We start from the raw sequence: 17393 nt of genomic DNA, 5'->3' as shown, positions 1-17393 counted from the left end.
GGGGTGTCGCACCGGGATCGGGGCGGCGTAGGCTAAGGGCGCCATGCCGTACGAACCACCCACTCACACCGTCGAGCGCTCCCTCCGAGCCACGACCGGAGCGAAGGTCATTGCCGGTGTCGACGAAGTGGGGCGCGGCGCGTGGGCCGGCCCCGTCACCGTCTGCGCGGCGGTGACCGGACTGCGCCGGCCCCCCGTTGGCCTCACCGACTCCAAGCTGCTCACCGTCAAGCGACGCAACGAACTCGACGCGGAACTGCGGAAGTGGGTGACGGCGTACGCCCTCGGCCACGCCTCGCCCGAGGAGATCGACGACCTCGGGATGACCGCGGCGCTGCGGCTCGCGGCCTCGCGGGCCCTGGAGGGCCTTCCGGTCCGTCCCGACGCGGTCATCCTCGACGGGAAGCACGACTACCTCGGCGCCCCGTGGAAGGTCCGTACGGTCATCAAGGGCGACCGGTCCTGCGTGGCCGTCGCGGCGGCCTCGGTGATCGCCAAGGTCCATCGCGACAAAATGATGGCCGAACTCGGCAACGAGCATGCAGACTTCGGTTTCGCGGCCAACGCCGGCTATCCGTCGCCCGTGCACAAGGCCGCGCTGGAGGAGCGGGGACCCACCCCGTACCACCGGCTGTCGTGGGCGTATCTTGATGCGCTGCCGCGGTGGCAGCACCTCAAAAAGGCCCGCGTCCCGGCGGACGGAGGCGTTCCGGAGATCGAGGGCCAGCTCGGCTTCGACTTCTGACGGTTCCGCCTGTCCGGATCTGCCACCCGCCCGCGCGAGCCGCACCAACGTTTGATAAATATCAGCCCATGCCTCTCATTCCCGAGGAGCCTCAGATTCACGAGAGCGCCCAGGGTCCCCGCGTCACCCCGGCCACCGGCCGCACCGCGCCGACCCCCCGTCCCGTACCCGGCCCCCGTCCCGCGGCTCCGTCGCGCCCCGGTCGTCCTGGCCCCGCGCGGCCGGCGCCGCCGGTGCAGCGCACGGCGCGGGACGTGGCCGCCGCCAAGCCCGGACCCTCGGGTCCGGCTACCCCCGCCGCCCCGCAGATCCAGTTGCTCCCGGCTCCCGTCGAGGGTGCGCTGGACGCCGCGGAGGAGGCCGTAGACCTGCTCCTGGAGTCGGGGCGCGCCCCCGGTGACATCCTGGTGATCACCACGGGCGACCCGCACCCCTGGGCCGCGCACGAGCTGTCCTTCGGTGAGGCGTCCTACTGGGCGCAGCACGACGCGGGCGACGACGTCTTCTACGCGGACGCCACCGTCGCCTCCCGTGCCGCCTCGCGTCCCGTGGTCGTGGTCGCCGTCAACGGCGGCGCCGACGGCGTCGCCGCCACCGTCCTGCCGCTGGCCCACTCCCGGGCCGGCGCCCTGCTGATCGTCTGCGGTGACCCGCAGCAGATCAACTCGGTGCTGGGCGCGGGCGTCTGAGTCCTCCGGACGCGTCCGGAAGGCTCAGCCGTCCCGGGGCCGGGCCGGACCGCAGCCGTCGTCGCGGGACCACCGCGCGACGGCCGCTTCGGCGTGCCCGGACCGTGGACCCCGGCCGGGTCACGGACGTGGTGCGGCGGCCGGAGACGGGCGCCGAGGCGGTCCACAGATGGCCCGGAGGGTCAGCGTGCGACCGCTCGCCGCAGCACCTCGGAGGCAGCTCCGCCGGTGCGGGAGGGCGGTGGCTGCGTCCCGGCCGAGCCGAAGGGCTCGGGCGCGGAGCCGGCGCTCGGCCGCCGGCCGCCACGGCCTTCGCCGAGGACCTGCCAGCCGTCCCGGGTCAGCGTGATGTACGCCCCGCAGCGCAGCCCGTGCAGCGTGCAGGCGTCCCGCAGGCCCCACATCCACGCCCCGTCCTCCTCCGTCCAACGCGCGTCGCCCTCACGGCAGTAGAGCAGCACGGCGGTGCGCACGGGGGTGCGGCGGCGCAGATCGTGCGGGATGACCCTGCGCAGCTGGGCCAGCAGCGCGTTCCGGAACAGCCAGCCGTCGGCGGCCGCCGAACGGCGGGCGAACGACGCGCTCGCCCGCAGCCGTTCGTCCGGGTCGAGGACCGCGACCACGGCGGTGGCGGGACCGGGACGGTGCCGGGTGTGCAGTCCGCTGACGACTTCCCGCGGGTTGCGCAGCAGGGGTATGCCCGCGGCGGCCCACTCCGCGGGTTCGAGCACACGATGGGCGGAGGCGGCGGACGCAGACAACGATGCCGCCGAGGACGGAGCGAATCCGAAGGTCACGTTCCTCCCTTCGGCTACGCGCCCACACTGCGGGCGGGGTGGGAATTCGGGGGGCGCACACCGCGGTAGAGCCCTGCCGGACCACGGCCGGGCCGTGCGGGGAGCGGACTTCGATTCTTCCTGTCGAACTTGGATGCGGCAACGAGCAATCGGGTCCACCGACCGTTATCGGACGACCCGCGTCATATATCCCTACCCAGGGTGTTGCCCTACGACGCCTGAGGCGCCGACAGGCCGGCGCCCTCTCCCCGCCGTGGCACGCAGACTCGGCGGTCAGCGGCCGTGTACGGCCTTCCGGACGGCCACTCGGGAGCCGGCAGGTCCGATCACTGTCCGTGAGGCGCGACGCGCACGGGCGGGGCCGCGACGGCCCACCGTCCGGTGCGGCGCCGACTCGACCCCGGTCGGAGTCGACGGGGCTTCGAGTCACCCTTGGCCGGCGCCGATGCGACTCCGGCTCAGCCCTGGACGGCGAGCACCAGCGGCAGCACCCCCTGCGCACCGGCCCTGCGCAGCAGTCGGGCGGCGACCGCCAGTGTCCAGCCGGTCTCGGTGTAGTCGTCCACGAGCAGCACCGGGCCCGGGTTGTCCGCGAGCGCGGAGGCCAGCGCGGGCGGCACCGTCAGCGCCCCGTCCAGATCCTTGAGCCGCTGCGCGCTGTTGCTCCGGGGCACCCGGGGCGCGTCCTCGGCGTACTCGAGGGACCCCAGCAGCGGCAGCCGGCCGACCTGCGAGATGTGCGCGCCCAGGGACCGGATCAGCCGGGGCCGGGTACGGGAGGCCACCGTGACGACGCCGACCGGGCGCGGCTGGGCGTCCGCCGCCCCGCCGGCCCAGCCGCCGGGTCCCTTCGCCCAGTCGGCCAGCACGCCCACGACGGCCCGCGCCACGTCCTCGGGCACGGGGCCGTCCGGTGCGTGCGGGGTGAGCATCGGGCGCAGCCGGTTGCCCCAGCCGATGTCCGACAGCCGCCCCAACGCCCGCCCCATGGCGGCCTGTTCACCGGCCGGGATGCGGCCCTTGAGATCCACCCCGATGGCCGGCAGGCCCGTCGGCCACATACGGCGCGGCTCCACCTCCACCCCGGCGCGCCCGAGATCGACGCGGGCGGCGTCGAGCGCGGCCGTGGAGGTGTCGGCGGTGAAGCGGGCGCCCGCGCAGTTGTCGCAGCGGCCGCACGGCTTGGCGCTCTCGTCGTCCAGCAGACGCTGGAGGAACTCCATCCGGCAGCCGGAGGTGGCCGCGTACTCGCGCATCGACTGCTGCTCGACCGCCCGCTGCCGCGCGACCCAGTCGTAGCGCTCCGCGTCGTACGTCCAGGGCCGACCGGTCGAGACCCAGCCGCCCTTGACCCGCCGGACGGCCCCGTCCACGTCGAGCACCTTGAGCATGGCCTCCAGCCGGGAGCGGCGCAGCTCCACCAGGGGCTCGAGGGCGGGCAGCGACAGCGGCCTCTCGGCCCGGGCCAGCACGTCCAGGGTCCGGCGCACCAGTTCTTCGGAGGGGAAGGCGAGCGAGGCGAAGTACTCCCAGATCGCCTCGTCCTCCTTGCCCGGCAGGAGCAGCACCTCGGCGTGCTCGACACCTCGGCCGGCGCGGCCCACCTGCTGGTAGTAGGCGATGGGGGAGGAGGGCGAACCCAGGTGCACCACGAAACCGAGATCGGGCTTGTCGAAGCCCATGCCGAGGGCCGAGGTGGCGATGAGGGCCTTGACCTTGTTGGCGAGCAGGTCGTCCTCGGCCTGCTGCCGGTCGGCGTTCTCCGTCTTGCCCGTGTAGGAGGCGACGGTGTGCCCGCGGTGCCGCAGGAAGGCGGTCACCTCCTCGGCGGCGGCCACCGTGAGCGTGTAGACGATCCCGGACCCGGGCAGCTCGTCGAGGTGGTCGGCGAGCCAGGCCATCCGGTGCGCGGCGTCCGGCAGCCGAAGGACGTTCAGACTCAGGCTCTCCCGGTCCAGCGGACCGCGCAGCACCAGGGCGTCCGAGGAGTCGCCGGTGCCCAGCTGCTCGGCCACGTCGGCCGTCACGCGCGCGTTTGCGGTGGCGGTGGTGGCGAGGACCGGGACTCCCGGCGGCAGCTCGCCGAGCATGGTCCGCAGCCGCCGGTAGTCGGGCCGGAAGTCGTGGCCCCAGTCGGAGATGCAGTGCGCCTCGTCCACCACCAGCAGCCCCGTCGCGGCGGACAGCTTGGGCAGCACCTGGTCGCGGAAGTCGGGGTTGTTCAGCCGCTCGGGACTCACCAGCAGGACGTCGACCGCGCCGGCGGCGATCTCGGCCTGGACGGTGTCCCACTCCTCGGTGTTGGCCGAGTTGATCGTGCGGGCGTGGATGCCGGCGCGGGCCGCCGCGTCCACCTGGTTGCGCATCAGCGCGAGCAGCGGGGAGACGATCACGGTGGGGCCGCTGCCGCGCGCCCGGAGCAGGGAGGTGGCCACGAAATAGACCGCGGACTTGCCCCAGCCGGTGCGCTGGACGACCAGGGCCCGGCGCCGCTCGGCGACCAGCGCCTCGATCGCCCGCCACTGGTCCTCGCGCAGCCGGGCCGTGCCCGTGGCGTCGCCGACGAGGCGGGCGAGGACCGCGTCGGCCGCCGCCCGGAGTTCCGCGTTGCTCGTGTGCTCCATGCGTTCCATACAACAGGACGGCACTGACAACGGCACTGACAGCCGGGGTGGACCGGACCGTCCGGCCGGACCGGAGGGGCGGCCGCGGTACTGGTTGACGTGTCCCTGGTCGGACTTATCCACAGGCCCAGCGGAAATCAGCGATCCGCGAGATCGTCGGCGCATGACGAATCACAGCGAAACGACCGGACCGTCCGAAAACGGCGACATCACCTACGGCGGCCCCGGCCCCGAACACCAGGTCACCCTGCGCACCCCGGCCGAGCTGGCCGACGCTCTGCCGTATCTGCTCGGATATCCGCCCGAGGACAGCGTCGTCCTGGCCGCCCTGCACGACCAGGGCGGGCGTGGCAGGTTCGGCGGCCGGGCCCGTCTCGGCATCCCGCCGAACCCGGCCGACTGGCCGTCCGCGGCCCGTCAGCTGGCCCAGGGCCTCATCACCGGCAGCGAGCGCCGGGGCGCCAAGCCGGAACAGATGGTCGCCTTCGTCTGCCAGGAACCGTCGCCGGGCGAGACGGGACGCGAGGTCATGCTCAGGTTGCGGCCACTGGCGCAGAAACTGCGCACGGAATGCGGTCGCCTCGACGTGCCCGTGATCGAGGCGCTGTGCATCTCCGCCGGGCGATTCTGGTCCTACTGCTGCCCCAGCACCGGATGCTGCCCCGACGAGGGCCTGCCCATGGGGCTGCCGGGCACCTCCGTGCTGGCCGCCGCGGCGACCTACGCCGGTATCCGGGTGCGGGGCAGCCTCAGGGAGCTGCGGGCCAGGCTGCTCCCCCGGGAGACCGGCGCGGACCGCGGCCAGGAGAGCGCGCTCGACGCCGCCAACAGTGCGCTGGTGCCCAGGATCCTCGACGAGGACAGGCGGGCGGAGGTGGCCGCGCAGACCCTGGACCTGGCCGAACGCGTCATGCGCCGGTTCGCGGAGGTGCCCTTCCTCGCCGAAGCGCCCGCCGCCGACCTGCGCGACGACGCACTGCTCCGCGACGAGGAGGCGGCCTCGCTGATCCTCGGTCTCCAGGACCGCACGACCCGCGACCGCGCCGCCGAGTGGATGGAGGGGGACGAAGCGGGTCCGGCGCTCCGGCTGTGGCGGGCCCTGGCCCGCCGCTGCGTCGGTCCGTACGGCGAGCACGCGGCGGCGCCGCTGACCCTCGCGGGCTGGGTCGCCTGGTCGACCGGTGACGGCATCGAGGCCCGTGAGGCGCTGGCCATGGCCCTGGGCGCGGACCCCGACTACCTCTTCGCCCGCCTCCTGCACCAGGCCTGCAACGAGGGCCTGGACCCGGAATCGGTACGGCGCTGCCTGCGCACGGAGCGCGAGGCCCGCCCTCGGCCGGCCGGTGACGGGGCCGACGGCCCGGCGGAGGGACCCGCACCGGAAGGCGACAGCGGTGCGGGAGGAGCGCAGAGCGGAGGCGGAGCGGTCGGGGTGCGCGGCGGGGGAGGAACCGATGTCGGAGTCCGTCAGGATGCTCCTCCCGCAGGGGACGACGCGGACGCCGGGGCACGGAGCGCGACGGCACACAGCGACCGGGCTGCCACCCGAGCGGTACCGGAAGCGGCGCCGACGCGTCGGCGCCGCCGGCTTCCCGACGGGTCCGGTGCGGCAGTCCACCCGGCTTCCCGGAGCACCCGCCCGGCGCCTCCCCGAGGCGGCCGCACCCGTCCCGGCCCCTCCTCGGCACCGAGCCGCACCCGCTCCCGTGCCGCGGAGAAGGGGGCGGCGGCCCGGCGTCAGGACGCACGTCAGCCCGGAGCCGGCCTTCGACGGCACACCCCCGAGGGGCGGGCATGACCAGGCTCCGACGACTCGGCTCGGCACCAGGCTGCGTGGGATGGCGCGCGCCTCCGACCGCGCGGGCGAGCGCGGGGCCGCCGCCCTCATGACCGGCGAAGGGAGTGTTTATCGTCAGGCAGACGACTATGATCGCCGCATGCCCTACGACCCGTCAGCCTTTCCGCCCTTCGCCGTCACCGTGGACCTGGTCGTGCTGACCGTGCGCCGCCATGCCCTGTGCGCGCTGGCGGTGCGCAGGGCGGAGCCCCCGTTCCAGGGGCGCTGGGCGCTCCCCGGCGGCTTCGTGCGGGCCGATGAGGACCTGGCGCAGGCGGCGGCGCGGGAACTGGCCGAGGAAGCCGGCCTGCACGCGCACGACCCGTCGTCGCCCGGCTCGGACAACGGCGCCCACCTGGAGCAGCTCGCCACCTACGGTGATCCCGAGCGCGATCCCCGGATGCGCGTGGTCAGCGTCGCCCACCTCGCCCTGGCCCCCGACCTGCCCGCACCCCGGGCGGGCGGTGACGCGGGCGACGCCCGCTGGGCGCCCGTGGCGGAGTTGCTCCGACAGGAGGGTTACGGCCGCGACGGCGAACCGGTGGCGCCGCTCGCCTTCGATCACGCGCGGATCCTCGCGGACGGCGTGGAGCGGGCCCGGTCGAAGATCGAGTACTCGTCCCTGGCCACGGCGTTCTGCCCGCCCGAGTTCACGGTCGGGGAACTCCGCCGGGTCTACGAAGCGGTATGGGGCGTCGCCCTCGATCCGCGCAATTTCCACCGCAAGGTGACGGGCACTCAGGGATTCCTCGTACCCACCGGAGGCACGACCACCCGCCAGGGCGGGCGCCCGGCACAGCTCTTCAGAGCCGGTGGGGCCACGCTGCTCAACCCGCCCATGCTCCGCCCCGAAGTCTGATTTCCTCCGGGGCCGTGCGGGGCGCCGCGCATGAACTGTTCTCACGAAAGGCGAACACAGGGGCGAGCGACGGCTTCGGTGGCCACCGAACGCGCGTCGTGATCACAATAAAAGGGACATAACGCGCTATCTTGCTGCGGGTGATCCAGGCCTTCGGACTGACCAGCGACTCCCGCAAGGACCTTCCCTCCGCCGTCGACGACGTTTCCTTCGAAGTGCCCCCGGGGCGCGTCACCGCGCTCCTGGGGGCTGCGGGCGCGGGCAAGACGACGACGCTCAGACTCATGCTCGAACTCCAACCGGGCCGGGGCATCACCTACTTCAGGGGGCGGCCGCTGCATCGCATCCCCCGTCCGGCACGTGAAGTCGGCGCGCTGCTCGGCGACGTCCCCGGTCATCCCTCCCGCACCGTGCGGGGTCATCTGCGCATGCTGTGCGCGGCGGCCGGTCTGCCCGCCCGGCGCGCCGACGAAGTCCTGGAGGCCGTCGGGCTCGTCAGCTTCCGCGAGGAGCGGCTGGGCACCCTCTCCCGCGGCATGGACCGGCGTCTGGGGCTGGCCTGCGCCCTGTTGCCCGAGCCCCACGCGCTGGTACTCGACAACCCGGTCGACGGACTCTCGGCGCGGGAAGGCCGATGGCTGCACGGCATGCTGCGGGCCCACGCGGACCGCGGCGGCACCGTCCTGTTGACCACGGCCGACCCCAAGGAGGCGGCCCGCACGGCCGACCGCGTCCTCACCCTCGAACGCGGCGTGCTCGTCGCCGACCAGGAGGCGACCGACTTCGCCCGCCACCGGCTGCGCCCCCGCGTCGCCGTGCGCACCCCGCATGCCGCCCGCCTCGCGGACCTGCTGGCCAAGGAGGCGCGCACGGGCCGCCGCTCCGTGGAAGTCGTCCGGGAGGACGGCAACCGGCTGTCCGTCTACGGCAGCACCTGCGCGGACGTCGGCGAGGTGGCGTTCCGGCACGGCATCCTCGTCCACCAACTCGCCGACGAGGTAGGCGACATGGGTCCGGGCGCGGGAGCCGCACCGAAGGCGTCCGCCTCCCTGTCCGGGCAGCAGGGAGGCGCCCTGGCGGCCATGAGCGCCGTCGACAAGCGGCAACCGTCCGTCAACGCGCCGTCCACCGCGCGTCGCGAGCCCGCCGTCGCCCGGAGGCACCAGGACGCCCGCTCGTCCGACCGCACGGCGTCTTCCGGCGGGGTGTTCTTCGACCAGGAGCGGGCCACCGCCGGTGACGGGCCTCCCGACGCGGCGCCGCCTGCCGCTCCTTCCGGCGGCGCACCGGGCGCGGTGAACTCCGGCCAGGCGTCCCACACCGCGGAGGCGGCCCCCGCCCGGGCGTCCTCCACCGCCGAGACGGCCCCTGCCCGGACGATCTCCGCCGAGGCGGTCGCCGTCGCGCAGCGCCCCGACGGCGCCTGTGCCGCGGCCCGCACCGACGGCGGAACCGCGCCGGCCGGACGGGACGACGATCGCCTCCCCGAGGGCATGGACGGCGGCTCCGGCGCTGCCCGGGCCCGCACCGAGCACCGCGCCCTCGTCATCGCGTCCGAGAACCCGCCCCCGGCGGCCCTCACTGACCCCGACGCCCACTCGTCGCCCCCGCGCCAGGACCGGCCGTCCGCCGCAAAGAGCCCCGGCGGCGCTCTCACGTCCGACCGCCCGGACGCCGCGCGCCGCCTGGAGGTTTCCGAGGCGGCGGCCGGACGGACCCCGGACGGCCACCGCCCAGCCCTAGGGCAGCCCGCGTCCGCGCAGCACGCCGAGCCAGGCCGCGCCGACGCCGGTCATGGCGACTTCCGCCGCGCCGACTTCCGCCACGGCGCGCCGCGGTCCGCCGCCAAGCGCCCCGCCACCGGGCAGCCGACGGCACCGCTTCCCGTCGGCGCCCACGCCTCGATCCCCACTCCGCGCCCCGCCGAAGCCGTCGAGTTCGACCCGTCGTCCCCGCTGCCGCCCCCCATCTCCGTCCGCCTCGGCCCCGGCCCGCTACGCCCCCTCCGCTACGAACTGCGCCGCGCCTGCGGCATCGGCACCGGCTTCGTCACCGGCGCCGCCGCCCTGGCCGTGTCCGCCCTCACCGCCCTGGTCATGGGGGCCATGGGTCACAGCCCGCAGCCCCGGCTGCTGGCCGCGTGGCCGCAGCAACTTCCGCTGCCGCCCGCGGCCCTCGGCGCCGGGCTGCTCGGTGCGCTGGCCTTCGGCGACGAGTTCCGCCATCCCGCGCTGGCGGTGGACCGCGGCACGGTGCCGCGCCGTGTCGGACTGCTCGCCGCCAAACTCCTCGTCGCCGCCGCGACCGCGCTGGCGCTGGCTTTCCTCACGATCGGCTGCGACGCCGAAGTGCTCTACCTCGTCTACGGACGGGAGCTCACGCAGGTTCCCGGCGACTGGCTCTCGCTGGGCGCCGACTGGTTCGGGCTCGTCGTGGGGTGCGCGTGGGCAGGGCTGCTGGCGGCGGGCCTGTTCCGGTCGACGACGGCGGGCCTGGCCGCGGTGCTCGCCGTACCGGTCGTCCTCGCGCCGCTCGCGCAGGCGGCGATGGGTGGGGCGGCCTGGGACCCGGACGGCCTGCCGGCGCGGCTGCGCGAGGCGTTCCTGCTGGAGTGGCCCTTCGGGGGAGATCGCTGTCTCGCCGCCGCGGCCCGCATGATCGCTCAACCCCTCGCGGGATCACTGGTGTTGTCGCTGGTGGCGCTGGGGTGCGGATACGTGCTGACGGCCCTGCGGAGCCGATGCCGATGAAAAAGCCCGAGCATTTTCGGTCACTCACTGCGCACAACTTCTCACGGAAAGTCCATTTCTTTCCAATAAGGCGTCAATTGCGGCAGAGTGAGCGATCACCCTTTCGTGTGCTTTTCACCAAAGACCTCAAGGGAGTTGGAAACGACGCCGACAAAGGATGCGTGAGTACCCTTGCGCACACCATGATGACCGCCGCCCGCCCCACAGACTCCGGTCTTGTCGGCCCGGGCGAACTCGACCGCTACCCGTACGCCGAGGCGCCCGTTCCCGACCGTGTCGGAAGCCCCGCCTGGGAGGGCGCGGAGCCCGAGCTGGGCCGCGTCGGCCGGCGGGCCGCGGGCCGCGGCCGCGGGCTGCACGGCCAACTCGTCCAGCAGCTCGGACAGATGATCGTCTCCGGAGACCTGGGCGCCGACCGCCCGCTGGTGCCCGAGGAGATCGGGCAGCGCTTCGAGGTCTCCCGCACCGTCGTCCGCGAGTCGCTCCGCGTCCTGGAGGCGAAGGGCCTGGTCAGCGCCCGGCCCAACGTCGGCACGCGCGTGCGTCCGGTCAGTGACTGGAACCTCCTGGACCCGGACATCATCGAATGGCGCGCCTTCGGGCCGCAGCGCGACGACCAGCGGCGCGAGCTGAGCGAGCTGCGCTGGACGATCGAGCCGCTCGCCGCCCGGCTCGCCGCCGGGCACGGGCGCGAGGACGTCCAGCAGCGCCTCGTCGACATGGTCGAGATCATGGGCCACGCCCTCGGGCAGGGCGACGCGCTCACCTTCTCCCGCGCCGACAACGAGTTCCACTCGCTGCTGATCCAGGTCGCGGGCAACCGGATGCTGGAGCACCTCTCCGGGATCGTCTCGGCAGCCCTGCAGGTCTCCGGCGGCCCCGTCACGGGCTGTGACCGGCCCAACGAGACCTCGGTCGCGCAGCACGCCCGGATCGTTGACGCGCTCGCGGCCGGCGACGGAGCGGCCGCGGAGAGTGCCATGCGCCAGCTCCTCACCGTGCACCCGGAGATCGAGCGGGTGGTTCCCGCGCCGCGGGAGCACTGACCCGTGCGCGCTGCTTCGGGCCCGGACGGCACGGCGACCGCGCCCTGCCGTCCTCCGGCGGCCCCGTCGGGCCGGTGAGCGGCCTCCCGCAGGACCCCGCCGGTTCCTCCGCGTACGGCGGGGTCCGCGTCTGTGGCGGATGAGGCTCGGCGAGTGCCGCTGTATCGCGATCACCCATGACTTCGGATGATCCCTTTTGTTCACATATGGCCACTTCTAAGCACTTACGGGGTGTGACTCGGGCCACGCGGATTGGGCGTAACGCTCCTGGAAACAGCGCGATGACCTAAGAGGTGACAGCCGCGGAGGGAATACGGACGCCGTTCATGGCGCTGTGCATCCTCCCGGCCCCCGCCCGCGCCGTCGGCCCATTCCCAGGCCGGTGGCCGGCTCCTGTCCACTGTGGACGGGGCCGGAAGCCGTTTTCCAACGTTCCGAGAGGTTGTTCGTGTCGGCCAGCACATCCCGTACGCTCCCGCCGGAGATCGCCGAGTCCGTCTCTGTCATGGCGCTCATTGAGCGGGGAAAGGCTGAGGGGCAGATCGCCGGCGACGATGTGCGTCGGGCCTTCGAAGCTGACCAGATTCCGGCCACTCAGTGGAAGAACGTACTGCGCAGCCTCAACCAGATCCTCGAGGAAGAGGGTGTGACGCTGATGGTCAGTGCCGCGGAGCCCAACAAGCGCACCCGAAAGAGCGTCGCAGCGAAGAGCCCGGCCAAGCGCACCGCCACCAAGACGGTCGCGGCGAAGACGGTGACCACGAGGAAGGCCACCGCCACCGCCACGCCTGCGGCGCCCGCCGTCGACTCGCCCGTCGAGGACGACGCCGCCAGGAAGGCGGCGGCGAAGAAGGCGGCCCCTGCCAAGAAGACGGCGGCCAAGAAGACCACCGCCGCCAAGAAGACGGCGGCCAAGAAGACCACCGCCGGTAAGAAGGACGACGTCGAGCTCCTCGAGGACGAGGTGCTCGAGGAGCCGAAGGGCGCCGAGGAGCCCGAGGGCACCGAGAGCGCCGGTTTCGTGCTCTCCGACGAGGACGAGGACGACGCGCCCGCGCAGCAGGTCGCCGCGGCCGGCGCCACCGCCGACCCGGTCAAGGACTACCTCAAGCAGATCGGCAAGGTCCCCCTGCTCAACGCCGAGCAGGAGGTCGAGCTGGCCAAGCGCATCGAGGCGGGTCTCTTCGCCGAGGACAAGCTGGCCAACTCCGACAAGCTCGCCCCCAAGCTCAAGCGCGAGCTGGAGATCATCGCCGAGGACGGCCGCCGCGCCAAGAACCACCTGCTGGAGGCCAACCTCCGTCTCGTGGTCTCCCTGGCCAAGCGCTACACCGGCCGCGGCATGCTCTTCCTGGACCTCATCCAGGAGGGCAACCTCGGTCTGATCCGCGCGGTGGAGAAGTTCGACTACACCAAGGGCTACAAGTTCTCCACGTACGCCACCTGGTGGATCCGGCAGGCGATCACCCGCGCCATGGCCGACCAGGCCCGCACCATCCGCATCCCGGTGCACATGGTCGAGGTCATCAACAAGCTCGCGCGCGTGCAGCGCCAGATGCTCCAGGACCTGGGCCGCGAGCCCACCCCGGAGGAGCTGGCCAAGGAACTCGACATGACCCCGGAGAAGGTCATCGAGGTCCAGAAGTACGGCCGCGAGCCCATCTCGCTGCACACCCCGCTCGGCGAGGACGGCGACAGCGAGTTCGGCGACCTCATCGAGGACTCCGAGGCGGTCGTCCCGGCCGACGCGGTCAGCTTCACCCTGCTGCAGGAACAGCTGCACTCGGTTCTCGACACCCTGTCCGAGCGCGAGGCGGGCGTCGTCTCGATGCGCTTCGGCCTCACCGACGGCCAGCCGAAGACCCTCGACGAGATCGGCAAGGTCTACGGCGTCACGCGTGAGCGGATCCGCCAGATCGAGTCCAAGACGATGTCGAAGCTGCGCCACCCGTCGCGTTCGCAGGTCCTGCGCGACTACCTCGACTAGGCCGCGGCCGTCCGACACGGAGAGCCCGGTTCCCCCACGGGGGAACCGGGCTCTCGTGCTGCGGTGCACGTCGCCCTGTCTGACTCTGGGTGTCCAACGATCATCCAGAGTGAGGAGCGCGCATGCGAGGCCGTATTGCCCGGGCACTGGCCCGGCCGCTGGTCATGGCGGCCGTCGGGGCCGCGATACCGCTGCTGAACGCGGCGCCCGCGACCGCCGACAGCGTCGTCGTCGGCGGCTTCCCCGTCGACGTGACACAGAGCCCGTGGACCGTGGCGCTCGCCAGCCGTGACCTGTTCGGAGGCACGCGCGCGGGGCAGTTCTGCGGCGGCGTGGCCGTCGCCCCGAACGCCGTGCTCACCGCGGCCCACTGTATGGGCGAGGACGTCGTCGGCGCGCCGCCGACACCCGATCTGAAGGTCATCACCGGCCGCACGGACCTTCTCTCCGACGAGGGCAAGGAGATCGCCGTGCGCTCCGTCTGGGTCAATCCGGGCTACGACCGCGCGACCAACAGCGGTGACTTCGCCGTGGTCACCCTGGCCGAGCCGCTGCCCCGCAGCGCGGTCATCCCGATGGCGGGCGCCGGTGACTCCGCCTACGCGCCGGGTACCGTCGCCACGGTCTACGGCTGGGGCGACACGGACGGCAACGGATCGTACGCGCACCGTCTGTACGGCGCGCGGGTGCACGTCCTGCCCGACGCCCGGTGCCAGCGGGCCTACCCGGGCGGCGGCGACGGCGCGTACACGGCCGAGACGATGCTGTGCGCGGGCGAGACCACCGGGGGCCGGGACGCCTGCCAGGGGGACAGCGGCGGGCCGCTGGTGGCCCAGGGGCGGCTGATCGGACTGGTCTCCTGGGGCAACGGCTGCGGGCGCGCGGACAGCCCGGGCGTCTACACCCGGGTGTCCGAGGTCGTGAGGGCCCTGAGCGGAGCCGGTGGCGCCAAGGCGCTGCACCCGGGCGCGGACGCGTCCTGACGGTGCGGGAGGAGGAACAGCGGGCGCCGGCCTGACGCGCCCGGGGAGACGAAAACGGGCGGCCGCCCCTGTCGTGACAGGGGCGGCCGCCCGTTCGCCGGCCTGTGCCGGTGCTGGCTCGTCGTGCGAGGTGTCAGCGCTCGTCTTCGGACGTGCTTGCCGGGATGGAGGTCAGGCGCTCCGTCTCGTCCTGTATCTCAGCGGCGATCTTCTTGAGTTCCGGCTCGAACTTGCGCCCGTGGTGGGCGCAGAAGAGCAGTTCTCCGCCGCTGAGCAGCACGACGCGCAGGTATGCCTGGGCGCCGCAGCGGTCGCAGCGATCAGCGGCCGTCAGCGGGCTCGCGGGGGTCAGAACAGTAGTCACGTCGCCTCTTCTCTAGCTCGACGAGCTGTCGTACCAGGGTCAACATCCAACCAGCCCCAAACGTTCCCGCTCGCGGCTTTTCCCGGAAAAATCTTTCCGGGCGGCTGTCCGTTGCCGGTTTGGCGGCGAATGTGCCGTATTGCGTGTCTGTGTGTCTTACGGGTTCGCGCTGTCGGTCATGGTCGGTCCTCCCGGCCGGGTTGCCGGTTGTTCATGAGGACGTGCCCGGAGCCTAAATGGTTCATGCCCCGAAGGGAACGTGATATGTGCTTCACTCCATCGAGGGATCGAACGCGTATGCGACTCTGGACTAGTCTGGGTCGCTGCCGAGGGTTGCGTTACAAGGGCTCTACCAGGCCTCGGTACCCTCTGAGCGGCAACCGAAGCCGCGCCCTTACCCATCAGGGCCTCATCTGAAATTCAGCGAGGAGCGAACCGCGTGACCGCCGATACGTCCGTGCCGTCCACAGCGCTGCTGGCAGGAGCAGACCGGGACGGTTCCAACTACACCGCGCGGCACCTGCTCGTCCTCGAGGGCCTCGAAGCCGTGCGCAAACGTCCCGGCATGTACATCGGATCGACCGACAGCCGCGGTCTGATGCACTGCCTCTGGGAGATCATCGACAACTCCGTGGACGAGGCCCTGGCCGGCGTCTGCGACCACATCGAGGTCGTCCTGCACGACGACGGCTCCGTGGAGGTCCGCGACAACGGCCGCGGCATCCCCGTCGACGTCGAACCGCGCACCGGCCTGTCCGGCGTCGAGGTCGTCATGACCAAGCTGCACGCGGGCGGCAAGTTCGGCGGCGGCTCCTACGCGGCCTCCGGCGGTCTGCACGGCGTCGGCGCCTCCGTGGTCAACGCCCTGTCCGCGCGGCTGGACGTCGAGGTCGACCGCGGCGGCCACACGCACGCCATCAGCTTCCGCCGCGGCGTGCCCGGAGCCTTCACCGGAAGCGGCCCCGAGGCGAAGTTCGAGCCGACGAGCGGCCTGCGCAAGGTCAGGAAGATCCCCAAGTCCCGCACCGGCACGCGTGTGCGGTACTGGGCCGACCGCCAGATCTTCCTCAAGGACGCCAAGCTCTCCCTGGAGACGCTGCACCAGCGCGCCCGCCAGACGGCGTTCCTGGTGCCCGGCCTGACCATCGTCGTCCGCGACGAGTTCGGCCTCGGCGAGGGCGGCAGCAAGGGCGAGGAGTCCTTCCGCTTCGACGGCGGCATCAGCGAGTTCTGCGAGTACCTGGCGAACGACAGGCCGGTCTGCGACGTCCTCCGCCTCAGCGGGCAGGGCACCTTCAAGGAGACCGTCCCGGTCCTCGACGAGCACGGCCAGATGACGCCCACCGAGGTCACCCGTGAACTCGGCGTGGACGTCGCCCTGCGGTGGGGCACCGGCTACGACACCACCCTGCGCTCCTTCGTCAACATCATCGCCACCCCCAAGGGCGGCACCCACGTGGCCGGCTTCGAGCAGGCCGTCACCAAGACGATGAACGAGGTGCTGCGCGCCAAGAAGCTCCTGCGCGTCGCCGAGGACGACATCGTCAAGGACGACGCATTGGAGGGCCTCACCGCGGTCGTCACCGTGCGTCTGGCCGAGCCCCAGTTCGAGGGCCAGACCAAGGAGGTCCTCGGCACCTCGGCGGCCCGCCGCATCGTGAACAGCGTGGTCTCCAAGGAACTCAAGGCGTTCCTGACCTCCACCAGGCGCGACGCCGCCCAGCAGGCCCGGGTGGTCATGGAGAAGGCGGTCGCCGCCGCCCGCACCCGCATCGCCGCCCGCCAGCACAAGGACGCGCAGCGCCGCAAGACGGCCCTGGAGTCGTCCTCGCTGCCCGCCAAGCTCGCCGACTGCCGCAGCGACGACGTCGACCGCAGCGAACTGTTCATCGTCGAGGGCGACTCCGCGCTCGGCACGGCCAAGCTCGCCCGCAACTCCGAGTTCCAGGCGCTGCTGCCGATCCGCGGCAAGATCCTCAACGTCCAGAAGTCGTCCGTCACGGACATGCTGAAGAACGCCGAGTGCGGGGCGATCATCCAGGTCATAGGAGCGGGTTCCGGCCGCACCTTCGACCTGGACGCGGCGCGCTACGGCAAGATCATCATGATGACCGACGCCGATGTGGACGGCTCCCACATCCGGACGCTGCTCCTGACGCTGTTCCACCGCTACATGCGGCCCATGGTCGAATCCGGCCGCGTGTTCGCCGCGGTGCCGCCGCTGCACCGCATCGAGCTGGTCCAGCCCAAGAAGGGCCAGGACAAGTACGTCTACACGTACTCCGACCGGGAGCTGCGCGACAAGCTGCTCGAGTTCCAGAGCAAGAACATCCGCTACAAGGACTCGATCCAGCGGTACAAGGGCCTCGGTGAGATGGACGCCGACCAGCTGGCCGAGACCACCATGGACCCGCGCCACCGCACCCTGCGCCGGATCAACCTCTCCGACCTGGAGGCCGCGGAGCAGGTCTTCGACCTCCTGATGGGCAACGACGTGGCACCCCGCAAGGAGTTCATCGCCAGTTCGGCGGCCACGCTGGACCGCTCGCGCATCGACGCCTAGGGCCTCTCGTCCGGATCACGCCGGGCTCGCCGGCCCCGGTGCCTGATCCGGCCTGATCCAACGAAAGACCTGGCCACAGCCCGCCCGACGCCCGGCCGCATGGTCGCGCGAACGCCGCTGGTCTCCACCCACGGGTGGAGACCAGCGGC

The 17393-nt window shown here is 72.6% G+C and carries 12 protein-coding genes; 9 read left to right on the top strand and 3 right to left on the bottom strand.

What is annotated here, in order from left to right:
• The first annotated feature begins 43 nt into the window (after positions 1-43).
• Both AB0N63_RS30880 and AB0N63_RS30875 read left to right on the top strand, forming a co-directional pair.
• Complete coding sequence (locus tag AB0N63_RS30880; RefSeq protein ID WP_365534121.1) at positions 44-745, top strand: ribonuclease HII; 702 nt, start codon at positions 44-46, stop codon at positions 743-745.
• Positions 746-813: 68 nt separating this feature from the next.
• Entirely contained in the window at positions 814-1434 is a 621-nt protein-coding gene (locus tag AB0N63_RS30875) for a hypothetical protein (RefSeq protein ID WP_365534119.1), read from the top strand.
• A gap of 182 nt (positions 1435-1616) precedes the next feature.
• Here the strand turns inward: AB0N63_RS30875 and AB0N63_RS30870 are convergent, their stop codons facing one another.
• On the bottom strand, positions 1617-2231 hold the full coding sequence (locus tag AB0N63_RS30870; protein WP_365534117.1) for a hypothetical protein: 615 nt from the start codon (positions 2229-2231) through the stop codon (positions 1617-1619).
• Positions 2232-2689: 458 nt separating this feature from the next.
• Positions 2690-4855: a RecQ family ATP-dependent DNA helicase gene (locus AB0N63_RS30865; protein ID WP_365534114.1), complete on the bottom strand. Its 2166-nt coding sequence runs from the start codon at positions 4853-4855 to the stop codon at positions 2690-2692.
• 163 nt (positions 4856-5018) lie between these two features.
• Between AB0N63_RS30865 and AB0N63_RS30860 the strand changes: the two genes are divergently transcribed.
• The 6 genes from AB0N63_RS30860 to AB0N63_RS30835 all read left to right on the top strand — a co-directional run bounded on the left by AB0N63_RS30860 (position 5019) and on the right by AB0N63_RS30835 (position 14317).
• Positions 5019-6653: a DUF4192 family protein gene (locus tag AB0N63_RS30860; protein ID WP_365534112.1), complete on the top strand. Its 1635-nt coding sequence runs from the start codon at positions 5019-5021 to the stop codon at positions 6651-6653.
• A 139-nt stretch (positions 6654-6792) separates the two neighbouring features.
• Positions 6793-7551, top strand: coding sequence for an NUDIX domain-containing protein (locus AB0N63_RS30855; RefSeq protein ID WP_365534110.1), 759 nt, complete (start codon positions 6793-6795; stop codon positions 7549-7551).
• Positions 7552-7691: 140 nt separating this feature from the next.
• Entirely contained in the window at positions 7692-10301 is a 2610-nt protein-coding gene (locus tag AB0N63_RS30850; RefSeq protein ID WP_365534107.1) for an ATP-binding cassette domain-containing protein, read from the top strand.
• 161 nt (positions 10302-10462) lie between these two features.
• A complete protein-coding gene (locus AB0N63_RS30845; protein WP_365534105.1) occupies positions 10463-11347 on the top strand; it encodes an FCD domain-containing protein in 885 nt (294 codons plus the stop codon).
• A 448-nt stretch (positions 11348-11795) separates the two neighbouring features.
• Positions 11796-13334, top strand: coding sequence for an RNA polymerase sigma factor (locus AB0N63_RS30840; protein WP_365534102.1), 1539 nt, complete (start codon positions 11796-11798; stop codon positions 13332-13334).
• 122 nt (positions 13335-13456) lie between these two features.
• The gene (locus AB0N63_RS30835; protein ID WP_365534100.1) at positions 13457-14317 is read left to right on the top strand and encodes a serine protease; all 861 of its coding nucleotides are present in this window, start codon (positions 13457-13459) and stop codon (positions 14315-14317) included.
• 133 nt (positions 14318-14450) lie between these two features.
• On the opposite strand, the gene AB0N63_RS30830 is transcribed toward AB0N63_RS30835, so the two are convergent.
• Positions 14451-14681, bottom strand: a complete 231-nt coding sequence (locus tag AB0N63_RS30830; protein ID WP_009191073.1) for a hypothetical protein — start codon at positions 14679-14681, stop codon at positions 14451-14453.
• 439 nt (positions 14682-15120) lie between these two features.
• Between AB0N63_RS30830 and AB0N63_RS30825 the strand changes: the two genes are divergently transcribed.
• Positions 15121-17244, top strand: a complete 2124-nt coding sequence (locus AB0N63_RS30825) for a DNA topoisomerase IV subunit B (RefSeq protein ID WP_365534098.1) — start codon at positions 15121-15123, stop codon at positions 17242-17244.
• The last annotated feature ends 149 nt before the right edge of the window (positions 17245-17393 follow it).

This window comes from Streptomyces sp. NPDC093260 (genome assembly GCF_040683715.1).
Classification (GTDB): domain Bacteria; phylum Actinomycetota; class Actinomycetes; order Streptomycetales; family Streptomycetaceae; genus Streptomyces; species Streptomyces sennicomposti.
This window is presented reverse-complemented; position numbering and strand designations above follow the sequence as displayed.